The 24,302-nt window shown below is 68.7% G+C and carries 23 protein-coding genes; 8 read left to right on the top strand and 15 right to left on the bottom strand.

The genetic code is table 11. From position 1 onward, the window contains the following. Positions 1–217 precede the first annotated feature (217 nt). The 3 genes from DAA40_RS01640 to DAA40_RS01630 are packed head-to-tail and all read right to left on the bottom strand — an operon-like array spanning position 218 to position 3,144. Positions 218–1,720, bottom strand: coding sequence for a recombinase XerD (locus DAA40_RS01640; RefSeq protein WP_106847995.1), 1,503 nt, complete (start codon positions 1,718–1,720; stop codon positions 218–220). Further along, the gene (locus DAA40_RS01635) at positions 1,713–2,045 is read right to left on the bottom strand and encodes a helix-turn-helix transcriptional regulator (protein ID WP_106847994.1); all 333 of its coding nucleotides are present in this window, start codon (positions 2,043–2,045) and stop codon (positions 1,713–1,715) included. The genes DAA40_RS01640 and DAA40_RS01635 overlap by 8 nt, the downstream gene beginning before the upstream one ends. A 1-nt stretch (position 2,046) precedes the next feature. After that, positions 2,047–3,144 (bottom strand): site-specific integrase, encoded by a 1,098-nt coding sequence (locus tag DAA40_RS01630; protein ID WP_106847993.1) that lies wholly within the window; start codon positions 3,142–3,144, stop codon positions 2,047–2,049. A gap of 652 nt (positions 3,145–3,796) precedes the next feature. Between DAA40_RS01630 and DAA40_RS01625 the strand changes: the two genes are divergently transcribed. Continuing rightward, on the top strand, positions 3,797–5,038 hold the full coding sequence (locus DAA40_RS01625; RefSeq protein WP_158716166.1) for a metallophosphoesterase: 1,242 nt from the start codon (positions 3,797–3,799) through the stop codon (positions 5,036–5,038). Here the strand turns inward: DAA40_RS01625 and DAA40_RS01620 are convergent. Next, the gene (locus tag DAA40_RS01620) at positions 5,028–5,369 is read right to left on the bottom strand and encodes a hypothetical protein (RefSeq protein ID WP_158716165.1); all 342 of its coding nucleotides are present in this window, start codon (positions 5,367–5,369) and stop codon (positions 5,028–5,030) included. The two genes, DAA40_RS01625 and DAA40_RS01620, sit on opposite strands and share 11 nt — an antisense overlap. A 107-nt stretch (positions 5,370–5,476) precedes the next feature. Here DAA40_RS01620 and DAA40_RS01615 point away from each other — a divergent pair, with 107 nt between their 5' ends. Genes DAA40_RS01615 through DAA40_RS01605 form a run of 3 tightly spaced genes read left to right on the top strand, consistent with a single transcriptional unit; the run spans position 5,477 to position 7,790 of the window. Continuing rightward, positions 5,477–6,244 carry a glycerophosphodiester phosphodiesterase gene (locus DAA40_RS01615; protein ID WP_370430629.1) on the top strand — a complete coding sequence of 256 codons (768 nt, stop codon included), beginning with the start codon at positions 5,477–5,479 and terminating at the stop codon, positions 6,242–6,244. Further along, positions 6,241–7,077 carry a 1-acyl-sn-glycerol-3-phosphate acyltransferase gene (locus DAA40_RS01610; protein ID WP_199849453.1) on the top strand — a complete coding sequence of 279 codons (837 nt, stop codon included), beginning with the start codon at positions 6,241–6,243 and terminating at the stop codon, positions 7,075–7,077. Before DAA40_RS01615 ends, DAA40_RS01610 begins: the two co-directional genes overlap by 4 nt. An 8-nt stretch (positions 7,078–7,085) precedes the next feature. Continuing rightward, the gene (locus DAA40_RS01605) at positions 7,086–7,790 is read left to right on the top strand and encodes a metallophosphoesterase (protein WP_106847989.1); all 705 of its coding nucleotides are present in this window, start codon (positions 7,086–7,088) and stop codon (positions 7,788–7,790) included. Positions 7,791–7,823: 33 nt separating this feature from the next. On the opposite strand, the gene DAA40_RS01600 is transcribed toward DAA40_RS01605, so the two are convergent. Then, on the bottom strand, positions 7,824–9,122 hold the full coding sequence (locus tag DAA40_RS01600; protein ID WP_106847988.1) for an aspartate aminotransferase family protein: 1,299 nt from the start codon (positions 9,120–9,122) through the stop codon (positions 7,824–7,826). Between the two features lie 79 nt (positions 9,123–9,201). On the opposite strand from DAA40_RS01600, the gene DAA40_RS01595 reads away from it, so the two are divergent. Further along, on the top strand, positions 9,202–9,903 hold the full coding sequence (locus DAA40_RS01595; RefSeq protein WP_106847987.1) for a thymidine kinase: 702 nt from the start codon (positions 9,202–9,204) through the stop codon (positions 9,901–9,903). A gap of 153 nt (positions 9,904–10,056) precedes the next feature. Then, positions 10,057–10,407: an RNA polymerase-binding protein RbpA gene (locus DAA40_RS01590; protein ID WP_106847986.1), complete on the top strand. Its 351-nt coding sequence runs from the start codon at positions 10,057–10,059 to the stop codon at positions 10,405–10,407. On the opposite strand, the gene lnt is transcribed toward DAA40_RS01590, so the two are convergent. Together lnt and DAA40_RS01580 are read right to left on the bottom strand one after the other, a co-directional pair. Next, entirely contained in the window at positions 10,373–11,965 is a 1,593-nt protein-coding gene (gene lnt, locus DAA40_RS01585) for an apolipoprotein N-acyltransferase (protein WP_106847985.1), read from the bottom strand. The two genes, DAA40_RS01590 and lnt, sit on opposite strands and share 35 nt — an antisense overlap. A 5-nt stretch (positions 11,966–11,970) precedes the next feature. After that, the gene (locus DAA40_RS01580) at positions 11,971–13,074 is read right to left on the bottom strand and encodes a Xaa-Pro peptidase family protein (RefSeq protein WP_106847984.1); all 1,104 of its coding nucleotides are present in this window, start codon (positions 13,072–13,074) and stop codon (positions 11,971–11,973) included. 44 nt (positions 13,075–13,118) lie between these two features. On the opposite strand from DAA40_RS01580, the gene DAA40_RS01575 reads away from it, so the two are divergent. Beyond that, on the top strand, positions 13,119–14,042 hold the full coding sequence (locus DAA40_RS01575; RefSeq protein WP_234356195.1) for a 5'-3' exonuclease: 924 nt from the start codon (positions 13,119–13,121) through the stop codon (positions 14,040–14,042). Between the two features lie 61 nt (positions 14,043–14,103). On the opposite strand, the gene DAA40_RS01570 is transcribed toward DAA40_RS01575, so the two are convergent. The 7 genes from DAA40_RS01570 to DAA40_RS01540 all read right to left on the bottom strand — a co-directional run bounded on the left by DAA40_RS01570 (position 14,104) and on the right by DAA40_RS01540 (position 21,610). Beyond that, on the bottom strand, positions 14,104–15,024 hold the full coding sequence (locus DAA40_RS01570) for a DUF4333 domain-containing protein (protein ID WP_106847983.1): 921 nt from the start codon (positions 15,022–15,024) through the stop codon (positions 14,104–14,106). Positions 15,025–15,186: 162 nt separating this feature from the next. After that, positions 15,187–18,021 (bottom strand): RNA helicase, encoded by a 2,835-nt coding sequence (locus DAA40_RS01565; RefSeq protein WP_106847982.1) that lies wholly within the window; start codon positions 18,019–18,021, stop codon positions 15,187–15,189. A gap of 39 nt (positions 18,022–18,060) precedes the next feature. After that, positions 18,061–19,020 (bottom strand): twin-arginine translocase subunit TatC, encoded by a 960-nt coding sequence (gene tatC / locus DAA40_RS01560; RefSeq protein ID WP_234356194.1) that lies wholly within the window; start codon positions 19,018–19,020, stop codon positions 18,061–18,063. Positions 19,021–19,044: 24 nt separating this feature from the next. Beyond that, positions 19,045–19,335 carry a Sec-independent protein translocase subunit TatA gene (gene tatA, locus DAA40_RS01555; protein ID WP_106847981.1) on the bottom strand — a complete coding sequence of 97 codons (291 nt, stop codon included), beginning with the start codon at positions 19,333–19,335 and terminating at the stop codon, positions 19,045–19,047. Between the two features lie 67 nt (positions 19,336–19,402). Further along, complete coding sequence (locus DAA40_RS01550; RefSeq protein WP_106847980.1) at positions 19,403–19,654, bottom strand: hypothetical protein; 252 nt, start codon at positions 19,652–19,654, stop codon at positions 19,403–19,405. A gap of 10 nt (positions 19,655–19,664) precedes the next feature. Continuing rightward, complete coding sequence (locus DAA40_RS01545; protein WP_158716164.1) at positions 19,665–20,594, bottom strand: YafY family protein; 930 nt, start codon at positions 20,592–20,594, stop codon at positions 19,665–19,667. A 38-nt stretch (positions 20,595–20,632) separates the two neighbouring features. After that, positions 20,633–21,610 (bottom strand): YafY family protein, encoded by a 978-nt coding sequence (locus DAA40_RS01540; protein ID WP_106847978.1) that lies wholly within the window; start codon positions 21,608–21,610, stop codon positions 20,633–20,635. 61 nt (positions 21,611–21,671) lie between these two features. Between DAA40_RS01540 and DAA40_RS01535 the strand changes: the two genes are divergently transcribed. Then, positions 21,672–22,874, top strand: a complete 1,203-nt coding sequence (locus DAA40_RS01535) for a DUF3866 family protein (protein ID WP_106847977.1) — start codon at positions 21,672–21,674, stop codon at positions 22,872–22,874. Here the strand turns inward: DAA40_RS01535 and pafA are convergent. Next, positions 22,804–24,195, bottom strand: coding sequence for a Pup--protein ligase (gene pafA / locus DAA40_RS01530; protein ID WP_234356193.1), 1,392 nt, complete (start codon positions 24,193–24,195; stop codon positions 22,804–22,806). The genes DAA40_RS01535 and pafA overlap by 71 nt on opposite strands. Positions 24,196–24,302: the final 107 nt, after the last annotated feature.

Here is a 24,302-nt window from a genome sequence, read left to right as displayed (position 1 = left end):
CACATCCAGGCGAGTAAACCGATCAGGGCGATCGCAGAACCATATGAAGGAACGAACCAGAGGGCCGTCACTGCCGTTGCGAGTAGGGTCAAGGCCGAGCCGGCGACGAGCAGCGCAGCGAACGTGAGGGGGCGAAGGTGCGTCCCGCGATTTGGTCGAACCTTCCTCGTCATTCTTCGGCGCCTTGTCTCCCGGTAAGGCGTCATCTGCGATCTCCTCATGGTGTCGTCATTCTGGTGCCGGCGTATCGTGCCCAGTTGGCACCGGCTGCGGTGGCGTGTTTGTGGGCGACGGCTTGGCTGTAGCCGAGGGCCTCGGCGGCGATCGGTGCGGGCAGTTCGCTGACCAGGTCGGCCATGGCGCGGTTGCGGGCGCCGCGCAGGTCGATCCCTAGTTCACGAAGGCGCACCATGATTGTGTTCGGGTGCAGGTGTTGTCCGGCGCGGGTGCTCGGGAACAGCCACGGATTGTCTTGCCCTCCGCCGGTTCGCTGATGGGGCCGATTGCCTAGGTGCTGGTGAAGCAGGGCATCGAATGGTGCCGGGACCGGTATCGGTCGAGCGCCGAGCCGGATCGTCGTCTCATTGTCGTGGATGAGGACGTCGTCGAGGCGTAGGTTCGCGATCCGCGTGATGGGTTGGGCGTAGAGCAGCAGCAGTCCTCCGGCGGTGCGGTAGGGGATGGTTTCGCTGGTGCCGTGCAGCAGCTCGTTGATCCAGCCGAGGCGTTGCTGCTGGGTGAGGGTAGGCGAGGATTTCGGTGTCCGGTGCGGCACGCGGATCGTGGTGTTGATGCGGGCCTTGCGGGCGAACACGAAGAACGTCCGGATGCCGTATCGGGTGCTTGGGCCCGGAGCCAGCCACGCGTCCACGTCGAGCTGGGTGCAGGTGGCGGCGGTGCGCTGATGTTCCTGGTTCAACCAGGTCAAGAACTTCAGGGTCTCGGTGATCTCCTGCTTGGCCGCGTGCACGGGACCGCGGGCCGGTGACCCGTCGGCGCATTTCGCGCGGATGCGTTTGAGGTGGTGCCAGGTGGCGAACTGGCGGACGGGCTGCTCGACGTCGGCGGCCAGGCCGTCGAGCTTGGTGTCGATCCATCGCTCGAACCGGGCCAGGTCGGGGTCTTTGGGCGGTAACGCGCCGATGTCGATGAGCAAGGAGCGTAGGTGCTCGACGTCGGGCCCGGCGCCGGCGCTGTCCAGGCCGGCGTGGGTGAGGGGAGTGGTGCCAGCGGCCAGCTGGTGCAGCAGCTGCGTGACGATGCTCGAGCGTTTCCAGGTCAGGATGCTCTCGGGGCGCTCGGAGGCGCAGAGCCGCTCGAGGAGGTCGTGAAGTGGTGGCGGCGCGGCTTCGGGAAAGAGCTCGGTCAGGTCGTGGCGCAGCGCGCACCGCGCGCACGTGCGCACCCGGTAGGGCTCGGCCTCGAGCCCGCAGCGCTGGCAGTGGAAGTCCACGCCGATCCCGGCGCAGTCACTGCACAGGTCCTGGCCGGTGGCGGGGTCCTTGCCGGGGAGGAGCCGTTCCTGCCCGCAGCCGGGGCAGGTGCCGTGGGTGCGGGTGGCGTGGTGGTAGCAGATCCCGCAGAGGTCGCCTTCGGGCCAGCGCACGCGGTGGCGGCGCATGGGACGCCGGCACCGGTCGCAGGTCGAGGGCCCGTCGGTGTTGCGGGGCCGGCCGCGCTGGGTTGCTCGGGCCGATACGGCGAGGGGTTCGTCAGTCATCGATGACTCGTGCTCGTCGTGGCCGGGCGACGCGGTTGAGGTCCACCACGTTCTTCTGCGGCGCGGAGGCGGTCTTGCGGCGACGGGCGTCGGTAGCGGTCACCGTCACCAGGCCTTCGGGTCCGCACTCGAAGATGTCGCAGATCGCCGCGACGACCTGCAGGTTGATCCGTTCGGGGCGCTGGTTGACCAGGCGATAGACCTGCGGGCGGGAGAGCGCGATGCCGCGTTCGGCCAGCAGCGGGATCAGCTCGGTGGTGTTGTGCAGTCCCCGCGCGGCCATCAGCTCTGCCAGCCGCCAGGTGTAGTCGACTTCGCGGCGCATATCAAGCCTCCGGGCGTTGTTCGTCTGCATCCTTGATCGTGCGATCCAGGGCCGCGCGCAACGCGGCGTTCCGGAAATCATCGCTGACGAACTGGTAGATCCCGGTGGTGGACGCGTGCTCGTGGCCCATCTGTCGCTGCACGAACACCGGGTCCCAGCCGTCTTCGAGCAGGTGCGTGGCATACGAGCGGCGCAGCGAGTGCAGATCCAGCCCGTCGGGGAAGCCCAACTCGTCGCAGTACCGGCGTAGGCGGCGCAGCAGCGTGGACTCCACGACCAGCCCGCCGCGTTCGCTGGGGAACAGATCCAGCCCGTCCCGGGGGCCGCGGCCGTTCGCGATCCAGTCCTGTAGCACTTCCGGTGTCCAGGTGAACGCGGTCAGCACGCTGCGTGGCTTGTGCGGGGAGCCGGACCGGGACTTGCCGTAGCGAACCTTGCAGACCCCGAACGCGCCGAACACGGGGGCGTGCGGGTTCCTGGCGAAATCGACCGTCTGCAGATGGCGCAACTCGTTGAAGCGCAGGCCATACGAGTAGGCGATCTTCAGCATCGCCGCGTCGCGGTAGGCCGGGAACCAGCCCTTGCGACCGGCCGCCACGATCCGGGCGACCTCGTTGTCGGCATGGTCGAACAGCTGCTGCAGCTCGCGCTTGGTGTACGGGCGTTTGGCCGGTCGGCCTTCGAACTCCTGCACATGCACGGCCGTGTTCCACTCGAAGAAGACCTGCGCCGGGTGCGTCCCGAACAGGCCCTCGCAGACCCGGTCCCAGCCATAGTCCGGGTTACTGATGTAGGAGGTGAAATCCCGCAGCGCGCTCTGATGCGCCCGCAGCGATGCGTGGCTCAACCGCCGGATCGACCGCAGATCGCCGAAGTACTCCTCGACCATCCGAGGCGTCCACTCCCACGGCATCACGTTCAGGTGCTCGATGAACCGCTGCACGTACCGGACGCGCGGGTTGATCGTGGCGAACTGAAGGTTGCGGCTCAACTGCCGGTTTCGCCAGCCCTGCAGCATGTCGGCCACTACCTGCTGCTCCGGATGCAGCAGCGGGACCGACTGCAGAAGATGCACCCGCCCGACCTCGTCAACCTCCACGAGCAGCCCCCAAAGCGATTCGGCAACTGAATCAATGATGCACTCAATGAAACCTCACGGTGAACCCGCAGGTCAACGGATCACCGCCGTTGCTCCATCAATCTCCGGTGACGGCTCGCGTGGCCCACGCCGGCTGCACACCCAACTCATAGCCGCAGGTCACGGCCCTAAACCCAGCACCACAGGGGCGTCGGCCGGCGCGGCCCAACTGATTCATCCAGTCGAATACGCAGACTACAGTCTGACATAATGTCGATTATCGGCGCATGTGGCACTTGAACGCCTCGACGGCCTCTGCGGTCGGCGGTTGCTGGCTCAACGACGACGTGGACGCCGCACGGCCGGTCTGCGTCCAGCGAAGTCCGTCAGCTCGCGCTAAATGTGTGGATGACGGACGCGTGGGCCTTGCCGTCGTCCGGCCGGGCCGGTGAATGGCAGCGCCTGATGCCGCGTGAGCTGACCCGTAGCACTACGCTCCCGCCGCTCCGTTGAGGCGCGTCGAAACGTCACTGTGACGCTTTCGTGTGGGCCTAACCCGAGTGCGCAGTCCGCGTCTCTGGTGCGCGACCTGGTGTCGGCTCGCGTCATGATCCGCGGACGCTCCGGTGATCGTCCGCGGACGCTCCGGTGATTGCTGGTGTACACAGGTGTCGTGACCTCAGCCCCAACACCCACGCCCGAGGCGTACGTCGACGCGACCGCAGACCCACCGTCCTCAGGTGCGCCGTCCCGCTTGTCGCGTCGTGCTCGAGTGCTGCGCGGGCTCGCCGGGCTAGTTGTCATAACTATCGTGGCCCTGATCCTGCATATTTACCCCAGCATTCGTCTGCTGCACTGCTCAGGTGCCCTGGGCCTCGGCGGCGCGATCGCTGCGGGACTGATCGGTGCCGTCGGCCTCGTGGTGTGTCTTATCGCCGGCCATGTGGCAAAGCGCGACGCTCTGGGCGCCGCCGGCGATACCTGGCTGGGGGTCATCTTTCAGCTGTTCGTGTGGACGGGCATCGGCGAGCTGCTTCGACTTGCGCTGACGATCGCCCACGTCCGAGAGCGAGGCGCGATCACTGCTCTCATTGTGGTGGGCGTCGTTGTGATGCTGCTGTCATGGGGAGCTTGGCGCGCGCTGGGCCCGGTGGCCATCACACGACCTCACATCGTCCTCCCCCGTCTGCATCCAGACCTCGACGGGCTCACGATCGCCCAGATCACCGACACTCACCTCTCCCGATTTCTCGGCCCGCGGTGGGCCAGCCGCATTGCCAAGCAAGCGGCGGAGCTCAACGCCGACATCTACTGCCACACCGGCGATCTAGCGGACGGCGGTACGCGGCTGCGTGATCCGGCCGTGGACCGGCTGGGCGCGATCGATGCAGAGCACCGCTACTACATCACCGGCAACCACGAGTACCTCAGCGATGCAGAGCACTGGGCCAGCCGCATGCGGGAGCTGGGTTGGGAGTTCTTGCACAACCGGCACGTGGTCTACCACCGCGGGGCTGGCAGCCTCGTGATCGCCGGCATCGATGACCCGACCGGAACTCACTCCGGGATCGCCGGTCACGGACCCGACATTTCCGCCGCCCTGGACGGAGCGCCAGCAGACGTGCCGGTGCTGCTGCTCGCACACCAGCCGAAGCAGGCCAAGGACGCTGCCGCGAGCGGCGTAGACCTCCAGCTTGCCGGACACACCCACGGCGGCCAGATGTGGCCCTTCCATTACCTCGTGCGCGCGGACCAGAAGTACGTCGCCGGGCTCCACGACGTGAACGACCGGACTCAGATCTACGTCAGCCGCGGCACCGGTTTCTGGGGCCCGCCATTCCGGATCGGTGCGCGACCGGAGATCGCCCTGATAACGCTCCGGCCGGCAGAACCTCGTGTCGGGGTCAGGGAGTGATCCAGAGACGATCCAGGTCTCCCGTCGCCGCGATGACCTCACGCGCCACGGTGGTGAGCTCGTCAGCAGCCGCGCCGGCCGCAACTGCGTCGGCCAGCACCTCGACCGCGCTGCGGAGCACGTACAACCGATCCTGAATGCTCTCCAGCTCACCACGGTTCATCACCACCGCATCGGCTCCGACCGTCATCGTGCCACCGCCGGCCAGCTGCCGGCGCTTCTCGTACGCCCGCTGGCGGCAGGACTGGGTGCAGTACCGCTTCCGCCGTCCGATCCGCTGGTCGTCCACGATCCGTCGGCTGCACCACTCGCACCTGGCCTGCTCTGCCACGCGGTCAGCCTAACGAGGCGCCCGCTTGCCGGCGGGACGCCGCGCCCGCGTCATCGTTGCGGGTCCGCTAACGTTCAGCAGACGAGGACCGGACGAGGAGGATGAGCGTGAGCAGTTACTTCGACGTTCCCTCCCCCGTCGCCATCGCGCACCGGGGCGGCGCCTGGGAAGGCATCGAGAACTCGCTCGAAGCGGTGCGTCGCTGCGTCGACCTCGGATACCGCTACATCGAGACCGACGTCCATCTCAGCAAGGACGGCGAGGTGGTTGCGGTTCACGATCCAACGCTCGACCGGACCACTGACGCTCGCGGTCGCATTCGCGACCTGAGCTGGGACGAGATCTCGAAGGCGCGCATCGGCGGCACAGCGACGATCCCGCGACTGCACGACCTGCTCGACGAATTCCCCGAGCTGCGCTTCAACATCGATGCGAAGGTGCCGGACGTCGTCGTCCCGCTGGTGCAGCTCATCCAGTCCCGAGGCGTCGAGGCCGCCGACCGGATCTGCCTCGCGTCGTTCTCGGACGCTCGGCTGCGCAGGATGCGCATCCTGACCCACGGACGGATCGCGACCTCCATGGGCCAGCGCGAGGTGGCCCTACTACGGGCGGTATCGATGATGCGAACCTCCGCGCGGATCGCTCGGTTCCGTGCCCAAGCCGCCCAGGTGCCGGTCGGGATGGGTCGGGTGCGCGTCGTCGACCGCCGATTCGTCGAGACGGCCCACTCGCTGGGGATCAAGGTGCACGTGTGGACCATCGACGACCCCTCGGAGATGGAACGGCTGCTCGATCTCGGTGTCGACGGGATCATGACCGACGAGCCCCAGGTGCTCAAGGACGTCCTCGACGGCAGGGGCCAGTGGAGCGAATGAGGGGGCAGCAGGCTCGCGCGGCCGCCGACTGGTTCGAGCGGCAGCGCGTCTCGGCGACCCAGCCCACCTGGTGGTTCTGGCGCTGGATCATCAAACGAGGTCGATACGTATTGGCTCCCTTCGGACATCTCGAGGTCACCGGGTCCGTGCGCGCGGATCTGCGCAGCGGGCCCCTGCTGATCGCGCCGAACCATATCGGCAACTTCGACACCTTCGTGATCGCCGCTGCGATGGGCACGGTGGGACTCGACGCGCGTTTTCTGGTCACCGGCGGGATCATGACCGCGCCGGTCGTCGGACCGCTGCTGGAACGCTCCGGCAGCCTCAGGGTCGAGCGCGGCAAGACCGACGCGGCGCGGTCGATGGAGCTGGTGGATCTCGCGCTGCACCACGGTGCGCACCTGTGCATCTATCAGGAGGGCCGGGTCACGCTCGATCCGGGAATGTGGCCCGAGCGCGGGAAGACCGGTCTGGCGCGGATCGCGCTCAAGCACCAGATCCCGGTCATTCCGGTAGCCCAGTGGGGAGCCCACGAGGTCACCAAGTACGACCAGCCGAAGGCGATGCTCACCTCTACCCTCTCGGCCACGTGGCGACGTCCGACCCTTCGCGTTCATTTCGGCGAGCCCGTCGATCTGTCGGGACTGCGCGCGGACCGCCGCGGCGACGCCATGCGCGCCCGCAACCGGATCGCCGCCGCCCAGACGCGCCTGCTGGCCCCGCTCCGTGCGGGCGAGCCGCACGCGCCCCAATTCGTCGACGAGACTCGTCCAGTACCGGACCGGCCCACGGCCGCCTTTCCCGACGGCCAGGTTCCCGACGAGCTTCCGTGAGGAGCCCCATGCGCCTGCAGCTGCTGCACATCAGCGATACCCACTTCGGCTATTCCGGGACGTTCCGCAACAGCTCGGTCCCACGCGCGACCCCCGAAGAGTCGCTGGAGCGCACGCTCGCATCGGTGGCCGGATCCGTCGATGCGATCGTGCACACCGGTGATATCGCCGAGGTCGAGGCGGTCGGCGCCGCAGAGCGAGTCCGTGACCGTCTCACCGAGTACGACGTTCCGGTGCTGGCGGTGCCGGGTAACCACGACGATCCGGCGGCCACCCGCCAGGCGTTCGGTACGCAGCCGATCGAGATCGGCGGATGGCGGATCGTCGGGGTCGACACCGTGATCCCCGGCGAGATCCATGGCACTGCCGAGCGGGTACTGGAGCAGATCGATGCCCACGACGAACGCCCTACAGTGCTGGCGATACACCACCCGATTCGCTCACGAAGCACCCACTCCTGGTTCCAGCTCGATGATGCGACCGGCCTGCTGGGCGCGCTGCGCGAACGCCCGCACGTCCGCGCCGTCCTCAGCGGTCACACTCACCAGCGGTATGAGCATGCCGAGCCTTGGGGGCTACGACACCTCGGCGGTCTCTCGACGTACTACGGGATGCAGCACGATGGCGACGAGTTCAGCTACCGCATGTCCGACGTCGGCGCGCAGCTGATCGAGCTGGACCACGAGAAGGTCACCGCGAGCATCCGAATCTGACGTCCACCCCGTCACACCGTCGAGGTGGAGACGTCAGGTCGCGCAGGAGTCCGCGAGCGACTCGGCGAGGATGCCGAGCCCCTCCTCGACCTCGTCCTCGGACAGCGTCATCGGAGGCGCCATCCGGATCACGTTCCCGTGCAGACCGCCCTTGCCGACCAGGAGGCCGCGCCGCTTGGTCTGCTCCATCACCTTCGACGCCATGCCGGCATCGGGGTCCAGAGTCTGGGGTGCGCCCAGCTCGAACGCCAGCATCAGGCCTTTCCCTCGGACGTCGATGACCTGCGGGATCTCCTCGGCGATTCGCCGCAGACCGTCCATGAGCATGGCGCCGGTCTTGTGCGCGTGTGCCTGCAGATCATTGTCGATGACGTAGTCCAAGGTGGCCTTCGCCGCCGCGGTCGACAGCGGATTCCCTCCGAAGGTGGTGATCGACTGCGCGGTCACGCTATCCATGAGGTCGGCGCCTGCGACCACTCCACCGATCGCCAGACCGTTGCCCAGCCCCTTGGCGAAGGTCATTGCGTCCGGCACGACGCCATGCGCCTCGATCCCCCAGAAATGCTCGCCCGTGCGGCCCCAACCGGTCTGCACCTCGTCGGAGACGAACAGGATCCCGTACTCGTCCAGGACCTCCTTCATCGCGCGGAAGAACCCGTCGGGCGGCGTGGCGAACCCGCCGACGCCCTGGATCGGCTCGGCGATCATCGCCGCGACGTCCCCGCTGGTCTGGGTCTGGATCACGTCTCGCAGGTCGGCGACGCAGGCGGCGATGAACTCGTCGTCCGGCAGGTCCTTGAACGGACTGCGCAGCCGATAGCCCGCGTGCACGTACCGGGTGGTGACCGGGGTGAGCGAGGACGCCGACCAGCCTCGGTTGCCCGTGACCGACATCGCTCCGAACGACCTGCCGTGATAGGAGTTGCGCAGCGCCAGCAGCTGGTTGCTGCGCCGCTTCTGGGTGGTCAGCAGCATGGCGGCCTCGTTGGCCTCGGTACCCGAGTTGACGAAGAACACCTTCGCGTCCGGGATCCCCGACAGGTCGGCGATCTGCTCGGCCAGTTCGATCTGCTTACGGATCAGGTAGAGGGTCGAGGTGTGGACGACGCCGCTGTCGATCTGGTGCTTGATCGCCTCGTTGACCTCGGGGATCTGGTAACCGAGCATGTTGGTCAGGATGCCGGCGAAGAAGTCCAGATAGCGGTTTCCCTCCGCGTCGACGACGTGCCGGCCGTCGCCTGAGACGATCTCAATCGGCTCGTCGTAGTACAGCCCGACCCAGCTCGGCAGCACGGCCTTGTGCCTGGTCAGCAGTTCCGCGTGCTCGCCCATCCGGACGCTCCTCTCGATCGCGCGCTGATGCTCGATCAACCTACAACGGCCGGCATGGTTGCCCTACCCTGAATAGATCATGACTGCCGCTTCATCCGCGCTCTCCAGCATTCCTGCTGCCGGCGCCCGTCGGTCGATTCCGGTCTCGGCCGAGCTGAAGTTCTTTTACGGACCGATGGATTGCGGCAAGTCGACGCTGGCGCTGCAGATCAACCACAACCATGCCCGCCAGGGCCGCAAGGGCCTGCTGCTGACCCAGAAGGACCGTTCCGGTGAGCCGGTCATCAGCAGCCGCATGGGGATGGCCGGCGGCGCCATCGACGTCAGCGACGTTCCAGACCTGCGCCGTGTCGTCCGCGACCGGTGGACGGCCGGACAACGTGTCGACTACCTCATCGTCGACGAGGCTCAGTTCCTGTCGGTGGAGCAGGTCGACCAGCTTGCCGAGCTCGTAGACGAGGCCGACGTGGATGTGTATGCCTTCGGGCTGGCTACCGACTTCCGTAGCCTGATGTTCCCTGGCTCCAAGCGGTTGTTCGAGCTCGCCGACGTGGTCACCCCGCTGCAGGTCGAGGTGCTCTGCTGGTGTGGTCGGGAGGGCCGTTACAACGGACGCGTGGTGGACGGCGTACTGGTCAAGCAGGGCGAACAGGTGCTGGTCGCCGACACCGCGGCCGGCGAGTCGGCCCAGGTTCGTTACCAGGTGCTGTGCCGGCGCCACTGGCGATCGGGAGACCTGGGCAGCAACGAGGACGTCCAGCCCTCGCTCCCCCTTGAATAGCCGCGTGTGGCGCGCCTTGCAGGTGATCGCGACCGGCGTCATGGCAGCCCGCGAAGCGCGTCACACCGATGGCGCAATGCATCGATCCGGGAACATCTGGGAGGCGCAGCGCGTTAGACGGGATGACCATGATAGTAGACACGGGAGGAACGCATGGCAGAGCGTACGCTACGCGGAAGCCGGCTCGGAAGCATCAGCTACGAGACCGACCGCAACTTCGAGCCCGTGGCCCGCGTCATGGCTCGCTACGAGTGCCCGCAGGGGCACGTGACCTCGGTGCCGTTCGCTGACGACGCCGAGACGCCCCTGGTGTGGGAATGCCGGTACGACGGCTCGGAGGCGCGCCTGATCGGTGGCCAGGAGCCCGAGGCCAAGAAGGTCAAGCCGCCGCGCACCCACTGGGACATGCTCCTGGAGCGGCGGACGATCGCCGACCTGGAAGAGGTACTGGCCGAACGCCTCGACGTACTCAGCGAGCGCCGCGGCGAGAAGAAGGCTCGCTAACCCGGACCCGTCCCGCGATGCCCCACCCGGCGGCGAGCAGCGCGGCCAGGGAGACGACGAGCTCGGGCCAGTACCGCACGGCGCTGGCCACCGTCGAGCCAGATCTCAACGGCACGTCCGCCACGAGAATCCCCGGCTGGAACATCCCGGTGCGGTCGACGATCTCGCCGTCCGGCATGATGATCGCGCTGATACCGGTGGTGGACGCCGACAGTACGGTGCGGCCGTGCTCCACCGCGCGGATCCGTCCCATCGCCAGTTGCTGCGGGGCCTCGTTGGTGAAGCCGAAGGTCGCGTTGTTCGTCTGCACGGCGATGATGTCCGCGCCGGCGTCGACGACGTCGGCGACGAGGTGGTCATAGGCGACCTCGAAGCAGATGACGTCGCCGATCACCAGGGGCTCTCCCCCGGGCACATCGAACGTGCCGACCTGGTCCCCCGCGCTGAACTCCGTCTGTAGCAGGTCGACCAGACTGGTGAACATCCTCAGGAAGTCCCGCATCGGCATGTACTCGGCGAACGGGACCGGGTGGCGCTTGACGTAGGTCTGGTCCGGACCGGACTGCGGGAGCCACAGAATCGCGGTGTTGCTGACGTACTCCCCCGGCCCTTGCACGACGGCCCCGACGAGGATCGGCGCGCTGATCGCGTCGGCGGCCTGCTGGATCACCGCCGCGGCATCCTCGTTCCGGTAGGGGTCGATGTCGCTGGAGTTCTCCGGCCACAGCACGAAGTCCGGCTGTGCAAGCTCTCCGCGGGCGACGGCGTCCGCCAGCTCGAGGGTCTGGTTCACGTGGTTGTCGAGGACGGCGCGGCGCTGGGCGTTGAAGTCCAGGCCCATCCGAGGCACATTGCCCTGGATCACCGCGACCGTCGACTGCGGAACGCCCTCGCCCTCCCCGCTGGGCACCGTCAGCCAGCCGACGATGCCGATCAGTGGGACGAGCGCTGTACAGGCGAGCGTGAGCACCCAGCCGCGCGCCGCGCCAGCCGACAGCGCGCCAGTCGGCTGTGCGCCAGTCGGCTGTGCGCCTGCCGGCCGCGTGAGCCACGCGGCCGCGAGCAGGAAACCGGTCAGCGCTACGGCGAAGGACAGCAGCGGCACCCCGCCGTACGCAGCGTACGGCGTGAAGGGCCCCGCGTCCTGGCTGAAGCCGAGCCGGGCCCAGGGGAATCCGCCGAACGGCCATCTCGACTGCACCGCCTCGATAGCCACCCAGGACGCCGCGGCCCAGATCGGCCACAGCGGCAGCCGTCGGACGAGGACGATCGCTGGCCCGAGCAGCAGGTAGTAGGAGGCCTGCCAGACCGACAGCGCGATCCACGGCAGGGGGCCGAGGTACTCGCCGGACCACTTCACATGGAACAGCAGGAACACCAGCTGTCCGACGAAGGTCACGAGGGCCGCGGAGCGCACCCGTCGCCCCTCCACGGCGAGCGCATAGGCGGCCGGCGCCAGCACCGCCAACGCCCGCGTCAGCTCGCCGGGCGGGAACGACAGCGCCAGCAGCGCTCCCGCCCCCGCCGCGACCAGCAGGGACATCCATAGCCTGCGCATCTGGACTAGCCCACCACCCGCAGCTCGCGCGGTGCCTCGGTGAGCACGTCGGGGCCGGCCGACCGGGCCGCGACGATGTCCTCGATCCGTACGCCGAGCTCTCCGGGCAGATAGATGCCCGGTTCCACGCTGAAGACCGCGCCGTCGGCGAGCGGGGAGGCGTTCCCCTCGACGATGTAGGGCTCCTCGTGGGTGTCCAGTCCGATGCCGTGCCCGGTGCGGTGCACGAACTCGGCACCGAAGCCCCCGTCGCGGATAACGCGCCGCGCGGCCGCGTCCACATCGGTGGCAGGCACCCCCGGGCAGCTCGCGCGTCGTCCGGCCTCGGCTGCTTCCGCAACCAGCTCATGCACCCGCCGTCCGCGCTCACTGGGTTCGCGGCCAGCGGCGTACGTGCGGGTGCTGTCCGAGCAGTAGCCGTCGGGCATCGTTCCGCCGATGTCCACCACCACGAGGTCGCCCGGCTCGATCATCCGGTCGCTCGCGAGGTGGTGGGGGTGAGCGCCGTTCGGCCCCGACGCCACGATGACGAAGTCGACGCGCGCGTGCCCGACAGCGCGGATCGCCGCGTCCAGGTCCACGGCCACCTCGTTCTCGGTGCGGCCCGGGCGCAGCCACTGGTCGATCTCGCCATGGACGGCGTCGATCGCGTGCGCCGCCCTGCGGAGGGCGTCGACCTCCTCAGCGGATTTCACGGCTCGGAGGGTGCTCATGATCCCCTGGCCGTCTCGCGGCTGCAGGCCGCAGTCCTGCAGGCCGAAGACATGTCCGGCCCACATCCGCGAGCTCACGGCGATCTGGGTGCCGCGGACGCTCGCGGCGACGAGACGGTAGGGGTCCTGGGTGTCCGACCACCCAATGATCTCGGCGTCCAGGCCGCCGGCCAGTGACTCAGCTGCAGCGCCCCGCTCGAGCTCGGGCACGATCAGGGTCGGGCCCGCATCGGCCGGCACGACGAGCGCGGTGAGCCGCTCGTCGAGGTGTGCGTCCAGCCCGCACAGATAGCGCAGATCCGCCCCCGGGCTCACGACCAGCCCGTCCACCCGGCGACGGCGAAGCTCACCCCGGGTGCGCTCAAGCCGTCGTCGCAGCTCCCCGGTGGTGGTCATGCGCTCCAGAATCCCACAGTTCGCGATATGACACGCTAGGCGGTATGACGACCATGCTGCTGGACTCGGCGAGCCTCTACTATCGCGCCTTCTACGGCGTGCCAGCGACGCTCGCCGCGCCGGACGGCACCCCCAACAACGCGTTGCGCGGTTTCCTGGACATGATCGCCCGGTTGCTGCACACGCATCGCCCGTCCGGCTTGATCGCCTGCCTCGACAACGACTGGCGACCGCAGTTCCGGGTGGACGCCATCGCCAGTTACAAGGCGCACCGGGTCCTCGACGAGGCCACCGGCGTGGAAGACACTCCCGACGACCTGGCCCCGCAGGTACCGGCGATCCTCGCTGCTCTGCAGGCGCTCGGAATCTGCTCGGTGGGCGTCGACGGCACCGAGGCCGATGACGTCATCGGCACCATCGCCGCCACGGGCGGGCCGTACGACGTGGTCACCGGCGACCGCGATCTGTTCCAGGTAATCGACGATGACCGCGGGGTCCGTGTGCTGTACACCGCGAGAGGGGTCTCCAACCTCGAGGTGATCGACGACGCGGCGCTCATGGCCAAGTACGGCGTCCGGGCCGGTCAATACGCCGACTTCGCCACGCTCCGCGGCGACAGCTCCGACGGGCTGCCCGGCGTCCGGGGAATCGGCGAGAAGTCCGCTGCAGCGCTGCTCGCCCACTACGGGGATATCGATGCACTGCGCGAAGCCGCCGTCTCCGGCGAGCCGGGGCCGATGAAGCCCGCGCAGCGGGCGAATCTCATCGCGGCTGCCGACTACCTCGACGCCGCCCGCGACGTCGTCGCGGTGCGCCGCGACCTCGCCATCGACGCGGATCCGGCACTGCCCTCCGCCCCGGCCGACCCGGTGGCTCTCGAGCAGCTTGCGCAGAGGTGGGGCATCGACTCATCGATCGCGCGGGTCACCGATGCGATCACGACGGTGGGTTCTGCCGGCGGCCGCTGAAAGCACGTGAGGGGCGACGGAATCCGTCGCCCCTCACGGCGTTCTGCGCCTGATGTGCCGGTTACTCGCGCGACCAGGTATAGGCGCCGTCCTCGTTGGTGATCTCGATCTTGATCGAGACGTCCTCGCCGTCCTCCTTGGCCGAGCAGGTGTAGCTCTTGCCCTCCTCCACCACGAGGTCGTCATTGCAGCTGACATCGCTCAACGGAGCGTCGTACTCCTGCTCGTACTGGGCGGCGACGTCGCTGGCCAGCTTGTCCTTGTCCAGGACCTTGGTGGACATCGGGCCCAGCGCGAGCCAGGTGCCGAGGCCGCCGAGCAGCAGCACCGCGGCGGCTGCGATGCCGGCGATCAGGCCCTTGTTGGACTTCTTCTGAGTGGGCGCGGAACCCCACTGCTGAGCCCCGGTCTGGCCGTACGCCGGCGCTCCGTACTGCGCCGCCTGCACGTCGAACCCGCCCTGCTGGCCGTACTGCTGGCCGTAGGCGGCGTCCTGGCTGTAGCCCTGCTGGCCGTAGCCTGCGTCCTGGCCATAGGCCTGCTGGCCGTACTGCTGGTCGTATCCGGGCTGGCCGTAGACCTGGGTGCTCTGGCTGTCCGGGGTCTGGATGCCGCCGGTGACCGGCGTCTGCTGCGCGCCGGTCGAGGGATACTGCTGGCCGTAGCCGGCGTCCTGCCCGTAGCCCTGCTGGCCGTAGCCGGCATCCGGCTGGCCGTACGACGGCTGCGCACCGGCGTCCTGACCGTAGCCCTGCTGGGTCGAGTCGCCCCAGCCACCGCCCTGAGCCGGCTGGCCGTACTGCTGATCGCCGTACGAGGGCTGCTGGGGTTGACCGTACTGCTGCTGGTCGTAACCGCCGCCCTGCTGCCCCCACTGCTGTGGCTGCTGGCCGTACGGGTCCTGCGATGGGGTGCCGCCGGTCGGTGGGTTCTGGGACGGGTTGTTGCCCTGGCTTCCGTCGCCAGTCGGCGGATAGGTCATCGTCTCCCCTTGCTCGTATCGGTTGTCACCAGCGGCGCGGGCCGCACTGCCGCAAGAGTACCCGTCCGGGCCAACCCCGCGCGTGCGGCGCGGCCAAAAGCGGCGTGGCCGAAAGATTAGGTGGTGGTGCGGCATAGCCCCCTAGAACCGCACCACCAGGCGTTAGGACGCAGGCGCTCCCGACCCGGTTTCGTCGTCGGCCATGAAATCCGGCAGCTCCGCCTCGTCGGCGTCGAGCTCATCCATAACCTCCAGATCGATGTCGGTGCCGGGTGGGCGGGTCGGATCGGCAAGCACTCCCCGGCGCATGGCGGCCACGGCGCGCGCCGCTGTCGACGGGACGGCGCCGGCCTGGCCCGGATCGAGCCGGGCCAGCTGCTCGAGGACGTCGATGACCTGCCGGCACCACCGCACGAAGTCGCCCGGTGCGGTCTCCACACCCGCGCGGGCGAGGTTGGACAGCACGACCGCGAGCGAGTCACCGCTGGTCCATCGATAGGCAGCAAGGGCGAAGCCGGGGTCCGGGCGCCGCACCGGCTGAGCGTCGATGCGGGAGGTGAGGTCCTCGATCATCGCCCACTCCGAATGCAGCCGCGCCAGCGCCGCGCGGACCCGCTTGGAGCCGACCGGGACGGTCGCGGTGTCGAAGTAGTCGCCCGATCGCGGCTCGTAGAGGGTCGCGGAGACGACGGCAGCCAGGTCGGCCGCGGTGAGCTCGTCCCAGGCGCCGGTCCGTAGACACTGCGCGATGAGCAGGTCGGACTCGCTCCACAACCGTGACAGCAACCGCCCTGCCTCGGTCATCGTGTCGTCGTCCGCGAGATAGCCCAGGTCGGTCAGCAGCTGGCAGATGCGGTCGAAGGTTCGGCCGAGAGAGGCCGTACGGCGATCGAGCTTGCTCGCCAGCCGGTCACTGGCCCGCCACGCGGCGCGCGCGTCCTCCAGGTCCCGTACGTGCTGCTCGCGGTCCGGGCAGGAGTGCACGGGGTGGGCGCGCAGCTGGGTCCGCAGCGTCGCAAGAGCCTCGTGATCGACGAGCGGTGGGCGCACCCGTGCGGGTCGCGGCAGGTCCTGGGCGAGCCGGGTCAGGTTGCTGCCCAGGTCACGACGGGCCTGCGCCGAGCGGTGGTTGAAGGACTTGTTGACCTTCATGCGGCCGATCGGCTCGATCTGCCCGTGGAAGGACGCCGCCTCGACGCGGCCCGACCAGCGGTCCCCGGTGAGCACCGTCAGGTGCGGCGCGGGCTGGTCGTGGGACTCGAGGACGACGGCCACTCCCCGGTGCTTGCCACTGGGGATCTCGATGATGTCGCCGCGGCGCAACCGCTTCATGGATGAGGCGACCTGGTCGCGGCGAGCCGCGTTGCGTGCCTTGGTGCTGCTGCGCTCGATGTCGCTGATCTGGCGTCGCAGATCGGCGTACTCGGTCACGTCGCCGCGCTCGCAGGTGACCTCGGCCTGCTTGCTGCGGGCCTCCTGCTGGGCCTGCTCACGGCGCGTGGCCAGGCCCACCGCCGCGCGGTCGGCCTGATACTGCGCGAACGAGCGCTCCAGCAGCTGCTTGCTGGCCGCGCGGCCCAGCTGGCCGACCAGGTTCACCGCCATGTTGTACGACGGCTTGAACGAGCTCTTCAGGGGGAAGGTGCGGGTAGTGGCGAGGTTCGCCACCTCGGCCGGGCTGATGTCGGGGCTCCAGAGGGTCACGGCGTGCCCCTCGATGTCGATGCCGCGGCGTCCGGCGCGGCCGGTGAGCTGGGTGTACTCGCCCGGCGTGAGTCGCACGTGGTTCTCGCCGTTGAACTTCACCAGCCGCTCGAGGACGACGCTGCGTGCCGGCATGTTGATGCCGAGGGCGAGCGTCTCGGTGGCGAACACGACCTTGCACAGACCCCGGACGAACAGGTCTTCGACGGTCTCCTTGAACGCTGGGATCATCCCGGCGTGGTGGGCGGCGTACCCGTGCTCCAGGGCATCGAGCCACTCCCAGAAGCCCAGCACCTCGAGGTCGGCCTCGCTGAGCTCGCTGGTGCGGCGCATCGCGGTACGCCGCACCTCCTCGCGCTCGAGGTCATCGAGCAGCCGGACGCCGGAGGCGCGGCACTGCTCCAACGCCGCGTCACACCCGACCCGGCTGAAGATGAAGTAGATCGCCGGGAGCAGACCCTGCCGGTCGAGCTTCTCGATCACGTCGGTGCGGCGCTGGGGGCGCCAGGAGCCGCGCCGTCCGCGGGGCCCGCCGCGGCCGGGAGACCAGTTCCCGACCCGCTGGGCCTGCTGCCGGCTGGCCCGCTCCAGCTCGGGATTCACCAGCCGCTTGCGGCCCTTCTCCGCCAGGAGGTCATACAGGCGGTTCCCGAGCATCATGTGCTGCCAGAGCGGCACGGGCCGGTGCTCGGTGACCACTACGTCGGTGTTGCCGCGGACCTCGTGCAGCCAGGCCCCGAACTCCTCGGCGTTGCTGACCGTGGCTGACAGCGACGCGAGCTGGACCTGCTCGGGAAGGTGGATGATCACCTCTTCCCAGACGGCGCCGCGGAAACGGTCGGCGAGATAGTGCACCTCGTCCATCACGACAAATCCCAGCCGGTCCACGGTGTCGCTGCCGACGTACAGCATGTTGCGCAGCACCTCGGTTGTCATCACGAGGATCGGAGCGTGCGGGTTGATGGAGTTATCTCCGGTCAGCAGGCCCACGTTGTGGCTGCCGTGGCGGCGGACCAGGTCGGCGTACTTCTGGTTCGACAGGGCCTTGATGGGCGCGGTGTAGGCGCAGCCCTGTCCGCGGGCCAGCGCGAGGTGGACGGCGAACTCGCCGACGACGGTCTTGCCGGCGCCGGTCGGGGCGCACACGAGGACGCCGTGCCCGTCCTCGAGCGACTGGCAGGCCGTGATCTGGAACTCGTCGAGCTCGAACGACAGCATGGCGGCGAACTCGTTCAGATGGGGATACCGGCTGCGGCGGGCGGCGCGCGCGAAGGCCGCGGCGGGGCTGTCCATGGCCCGAGCGTACCCATCTCGGGCGCCGAGGCGGCGCGCTTAGCGAGTCCTCGCGTCGTCCGGGTGGATCGGCGTGTGCGCCGCGGCCGGGCGGTCATCTGGCGCGGTCTCGTCGATCGGCGACGGCGTGGTGTCCAGCACGGACGGGCGCGCATCAAGTGGTGACGGCTCGTCGTCGTCGACGGCTGCGATGCCGTCCTCCGCCGCGCGCTTGGCGGCCCGTTTGTCGTGGACGCGGGCGAACTGAATCGCGCCCTCGAACAGCAGCACCATCGGCACCGCCATCATCAGCATCGAGAAGGGGTCCTGGGTCGGCGTGATCAGGGCCGCGAAGACGAAGGTGAGGAAGATCAGCCAGCGACGGGACCTCTTCAAGGTCTCGTAGCCCAGCACCCCGACGAGGTTCAGCATCACGATGAGCAGCGGGATCTCGAAGCTCACGCCGAACACGAACGCGATCATGATGACGAAGTTGAGATACTCGGGCGCAGTGAGCGCCGACGTGACCCCGTCGCCGGCAAGCCCCAGGAGGATCTGCAAGCCGGCCTGGATCGTCAGCCATGCGCACACCGTGCCGAGGGCGAACAGCGTCGTGGACGCCGCGACGAACGTGATGCTCCACCGGCGTTCGTTCTTGTGCAGGCCCGGGGTGACGAATGCCCACAGCTGATAGAGCCAGAACGGCGCGGAGATGATCACGCCGACGAGGAAGGACACCTTCAGGCGCAGCAGCAGACCGCCCGCAGGGTCGAGGAAGATCAGCTGGCAGCCCTCGTTGGGGAAGCGCATCTCCTCGGGGATGGCGCAATAGGGCTGCTTGAGGAAGTCCAGTAGACCGTGGTCATACCAGATGAACCCGACGACGGCGCCGAGCGCGATGAACAGCAGCGACTTGAAGATGCGCGAGCGGAGCTCGCTGAGGTGCTCGACGAGCGTCATCGAGCCGTCGGGGGTCTTCGGCGGCTTGCTGGCCTTGGACCGACGTGAAGGGAGGCTCACCGCCACGATGCGCTGGGCGGTGGGCTAGGTCGCCGAGGTGGGCGGGACCTGAGTGGGCTTGACGGTGGGCTGATCATGTGCGGGCGTCGTCCGGGGAGCCTGCTGCGGCTGCGCGCCGGTGCTCTCGATGGGGGCCCGGACGGTCTGCGCCTCGGCTCTAGTGGCGAGGTCGTCGTCCTTCATGCCCTTCATCTCGCCCTTGAAGATGCGCAGCGAGCGGCCGACTGCACGGGTGGCATCGGGCAGCTTCTTGTATCCGAACAGAGCGAAGATGACGATCGCGATGATCGCGATCTCCAGCGGGCCGAGGTTCATGACGTTCCTTCGTCTCGGGGTCGTCTGCCAGTGTATGTCGCGCGGTCGCGATCCGTGCTACCACGCGCTACCTAGGACGGTCGGCCTCCGAGGCGCCGCCCACGGCGCCGACGACGCGCATCTCGGGTTTGGCGAGTGCGAGGGACGGCCGCGGAATCGCGGTGATCAGCCGCACGGCGTTGATTCCGGGCTCGGTGCGCTGCTGGGCGAGCGTGATCGCCTTCTGCAGCCGGGTCGTCTTCGCGCGCAGCTCGAGGAGCATCGCGCCCAGCGCAACGAGTGCGACCACGACGACGGCGAGACAGATCCACCAGACCATGCGTGCCAGTCTATGGTCCGCCGCGGCGGTAGCGCTCCAGGGCCTCGCGGCTGCGCTGCGCGACCCTCTCGGCCGCGGCAGAGACGGCCGGGTCGGCGTAGGAAGCGATGCCCTCGGGTCCCAATTGGGTCAGCAGCCGGTCCAGGCTGTCGGGGCTGAGCCGCAGCCGTACTCGCGCTCCCCCGTCGTCGGTGTCGCTGACCTGCTGGGTGTCGTAGTACTCGGTGACCCAATGACCAGCCCGGGTGAGATCCAAGGTCACGTCGAGGTCGTGCTCGCTCGGCGTGTAGACACCGGCGCTGAGATCCCGCTCGAGCCCGGCGTGCTGCTCACGCGGCTCGTCGAGGACGTCGAGCGCGCCGATGCGATCCAGCCGGAAGGTGCGCACCGCCTCGGCGCGCCGGCACCACGCCTCCAGGTAGTCCAACCCATCGACCCGGAACAGCCGGATGGGGTCGACCGTGCGGGTGGTGACCTCGTCGCGGGATGCCGTCCAGTAGTCGATCCGCACGGCATGGTCGCGTTCGAGCGCGGCGCGCAGCTCGTCCGTGGCGTCGGACGTCGGGGCCGGCTCGACCGCGACCGGTGACTGCACCCGCGACCCAGCGACGCTCTCCAGCTTCGCCAGCGCTCCGAGGATGGCGTCGTGGCTGACCGTGCCGGGGCTCTGGGCGAGCGAGCGCAGCGCGATGACAAGCGAGCTGGCTTCGGCGGCCGTCAGCTGCAGCGGCCGCTCGATTCCGGCGTTCTCGGTGATCGAGACGCGGTCGCCGTCGTACACGACCTCGATCAGATCGCCCATGCCCTGACCGGGCAGGCCGCAGAACGACAGCGTCGTGAGGTCCTTGCGGATCTGAGCCGGGCTGGTCTCGAACTCGCGGGCCAGATCCGCCACCGACGTGCCAGGGTGGGTCAGCAGGAACGGGACCAGCAGGCTCATCCGTCGCAGCTGTGCTCGCTGACTGCCGATGCCGCCCATCAGGACTGCCCTCCGGTCATCGCCGCGAGCTGCTCGAGCCGCCGGACGACGGCCTCGCGCGCCTCCGGGGGCTCGATCACCTCGATCTGGCCGGCGTACGGCGCGACGATCCCGGCGAGCATGCCGCCGTCGCGGACGGCGATCGCGATGAGGTCGTCGTCCGAGGGCTGCTCGACACCATTCGTCATCCGCCGCAGCCCTGGGGCCTGAGCCCCGTGCAGACGCAGCACCACCCGGATCGGCTGGCTGAAGCCCGGTCCCCCGACGGCGGCGCGCAGGTCGAGGTCGGCCGGCCGCTCGAAGGACGCCGGGCCGCTCGCGAGCTCCACCTCGCTCACGATGCGCGAGAGACGGAACACCCGTTGCTCGCCGCGGTCGAGGTCATGACCGACGAGGTACCAGCGGGCCTTCCAGGAGACGAGCCCCCACGGCTGGACGTGCCGGCGGGAGATCGGCGGCTCGCTGGAGCGCGAGCGGTAGTCGAAGCGGACCTCACGCTGCTCGGTCGCTGCCTGCAGCAGGACGTCGAAGGCGGCGTCCGAGCCCCGCAGCTGCGGCTGCCACTGCTCGGCCTGCTCGGCGTCGATCGCGATTCCCGCGGCCTTGAGCTTCTGGACCGCGCCCTGGGTCGCGGAGGCGAACTGCGCGCTGCGCCACCAGTCGGAGGCGAGGGCGACGACGGTGGCCTCGGCCGGCGTCAGCGAGATGTCCGGCAGATTGTTCTCACGCCCCTTGATCCGGTAGCCGGGCACGGTGTCGGTGAAGGAGTTGGTGCCCGTCTCGATGATCACCCCCAGCTCGCGCAAGTCCTCCTTGTCGCGCTCGAACTTGCGCTCGAAGGCCTGCTGCCCCTTGGGTGAGTAGTCGCGGCCGTACGCCACGACGGCGTCCCGGATCCGGTCAGCGGTGAGGAACTGGCGGGTCGACATCAGGCAGATGAGGAGGGTCAGCAGCCTCTCGTTCTTCGCGCTCGACACGTTGCCCACCCTAGCCGCCGGAGGCCCGTTGCAGCCGGTGCCGAGCCGATAGTGTGGCGGGATGCAGAACGCGCGGGAGCATGGGTCGCTTATCCGGTGGCGGCAGGCTCGGGTCGACTCGCTCGGCAAAGGCTGGCGCGGCGCGCAGGAGCTGCGGCTGACGGTTCAGGGCCGGGGTGATGAGCCCGACTTCGAGGCAAAGGGGATCGCCTATCCCGCACTCGTGGGTCTACCCGCGGTAGGTGATCGAGTGCTGGTGAACACGACTGCGCTGGCGATGGGCCTGGGCACCGGCGGGTACGCCGTGGTGATCGCGAACCTCGATCGGCTGCCGGAGGACCGAGAGGGCGCCGGACACCTGGTGAAGATGCGTTATAGCCCGTTGCAGGCGACCGTCCTGGGGGTGGACGAGCAGGACTCGCCGCACCACGCCGCTATCGCGGCGCGCGAGAGCGTCGACGGGATGCCCGTGGTTGCCGCCGATCTGCACTCGGCGTTGCCGGCGATCGTCGCGGGGGTTCGGGCGGATCGGCCCGCGGCCCGGATCGCGTACGTCTGGACCGACGGTGGCGCGCTGCCCGCCTGGTTCTCGCGGACGGTCGCGGAGCTGGGCTCGCTGCTGTGCGGGACGATCACCGTCGGCCAGGCGGTCGGCGGTGACCTGGAGGCGGTCACGGTGCACAGCGGCCTGATCGCCGCACGCGAGGTACTGCGTGCGGACCTGGCGATCGTGACCCAGGGGCCCGGCAACCTGGGCACGGGCACGCCATGGGGCTTCTCAGGGGTGGCCGCAGGCGAGGCGCTCAATGCGGCGTACGCCGTGGGTGGCCGGCCGGTGGGAGCATTGCGCATCTCGGACGCGGACCCACGTGGTCGCCATGTCGGCGTCTCGCATCACTCCACGACGGCCTTCTTCAAGGTCGGGCTGGTGCCGGTCGACATCCCGCTGCCGGCTGGACTGGCCGGGCCGGACGGCGATCTGCCCACGTCGCGGCCCGGCCTGGGCGCGGCGATCACCCGGGATCTGGCCGCCCTTCCCGATCGCGCGACGATCCACGAGGTGCACACCGAGGGGCTCGACGACGCGCTGCGGGCGGTCCCGGTGCGGCTCTCCACGATGGGACGGGGGCTCGATGAGGACTACGCCTACTTCCTCGTCAACGCGGCGGCCGGCCGGTTCGCTGCGGGTCTGCTCAGCGAGGCCGCGGTGCCGCCTGCCGCATGCCCTCGATCATCCGCTCGACCCGTTCGTCGACGTTCTTGAACGGGTCGCGGCACAGGATCGTCCGGGCGGACTGGTCGTTGAGCTTCAGGTGTACCCAGTCGACGGTGACGTCGCGGCGGAGTTCCTGCGCCGTGCGGACGAAGTCCCCACGCAGCTTGGCCCTGGTCGTCTGGGGTGGTGTCGTCTCCGCAGACGACACCTGCTCGTCCGTGCTGAGCCGGTCGACCGCGCCCTTGGCCTCGAGCACCGGGAACAGTCCTCTCCCCCGCTTGATGTCGTGATAGGCGAGGTCGAGCTGTAGCACGCGAGGATCGTCGAGGTCGAGCCCGTTCCGTTCGCGGTAACGGTCGATGAGGTTTTTCTTGATGGCCCAGTCAATGCTTCGGTTGATCGCCGAGTAGTTCCCGGACTCGATCGCATCGAGGGTGTGCTCCCATAGCGTCACTGCCTGCCGGTGCTCGGGGTCGACATCGTTCTGCGCACAGAACTCGATGGCCCGCTGGAGATAGACCCGCTGGATCTCGACCGCGGTCATCGTGCTCCCGTTGGCCATCCTGATCGCCGCCAGGTCATCGATGTTCTTCGATATCTCGCGGATCGCGCGGATCGGGTTCTCGATCGTGAGGTCGGGGAAGCTGACGCCGCTCTCGACCATGCGCAGCACGAGATCGCAGGAGGCGACCTTCAGCAGCGTGGTGCTCTCGCTGCAGTTGGAGTCGCCGACGATCACGTGCAGGCGACGGTACTTCTCGGCGTCGGCGTGCGGCTCGTCGCGGGTGTTGATGATGGGGCGCGAGCGCGTGGTCGCGCTGGAGACCCCCTCCCACACGTGCTCGGCTCGCTGACTGAAGGCGTAGACGGTTCCTTTGGCGGTCTGCAGGACCTTCCCGGCGCCGCAGATGATCTGTCGGGTGAGCAGGAAAGGGACCAGCACCTCGGTCGTCTTGCTGAGCTCGCGGTTGCGGGTGATCAGGTAGTTCTCGTGGCAGCCGTAGGAGTTGCCGGCGGAGTCGGTGTTGTTCTTGAAAAGGTAGATCTGCCCGTCGATTCCTTCGGCGGCGAGCCGTTCCTCGGCTTCGTGCATGAGTCCTTCGAGGATCCGCTCCCCTGCGCGGTCGTGGACGACGAGGTCGTGCAGCGAGTCGCACTCGGCGGTGGCGTACTCGGGGTGCGAGCCGACATCGAGGTAGAGGCGGGATCCGTTGGCGAGGAACACGTTGGAGGAGCGTCCCCAGGAGACGACGCGGCGGAAGAGGTAGCGGGCGACTTCGTCGGGTGAGAGGCGGCGCTGGCCTTGGAATGTACAGGTGACGCCGTATTCAGTCTCGATGCCGAAGATGCGGCGCGGCAGCACGCTCATGATGCATCCTGGTGGCGTGGCAGGACAGTCTCGATGCCGAAGATGCGGCGCGGCAGCACGCTCATGATGCGTCCTGGTGGCGTGGCAGGACAGTCTCGATGCCGAAG

Source organism: Blastococcus sp. Marseille-P5729 (genome assembly GCF_900292035.1).
In the GTDB taxonomy this organism is placed as follows: Bacteria; Actinomycetota; Actinomycetes; order Mycobacteriales; family Antricoccaceae; genus Cumulibacter.
The sequence above is the reverse complement of the archived record's forward strand: the minus strand, read 5'-3'. Positions and strand labels throughout refer to the sequence as shown.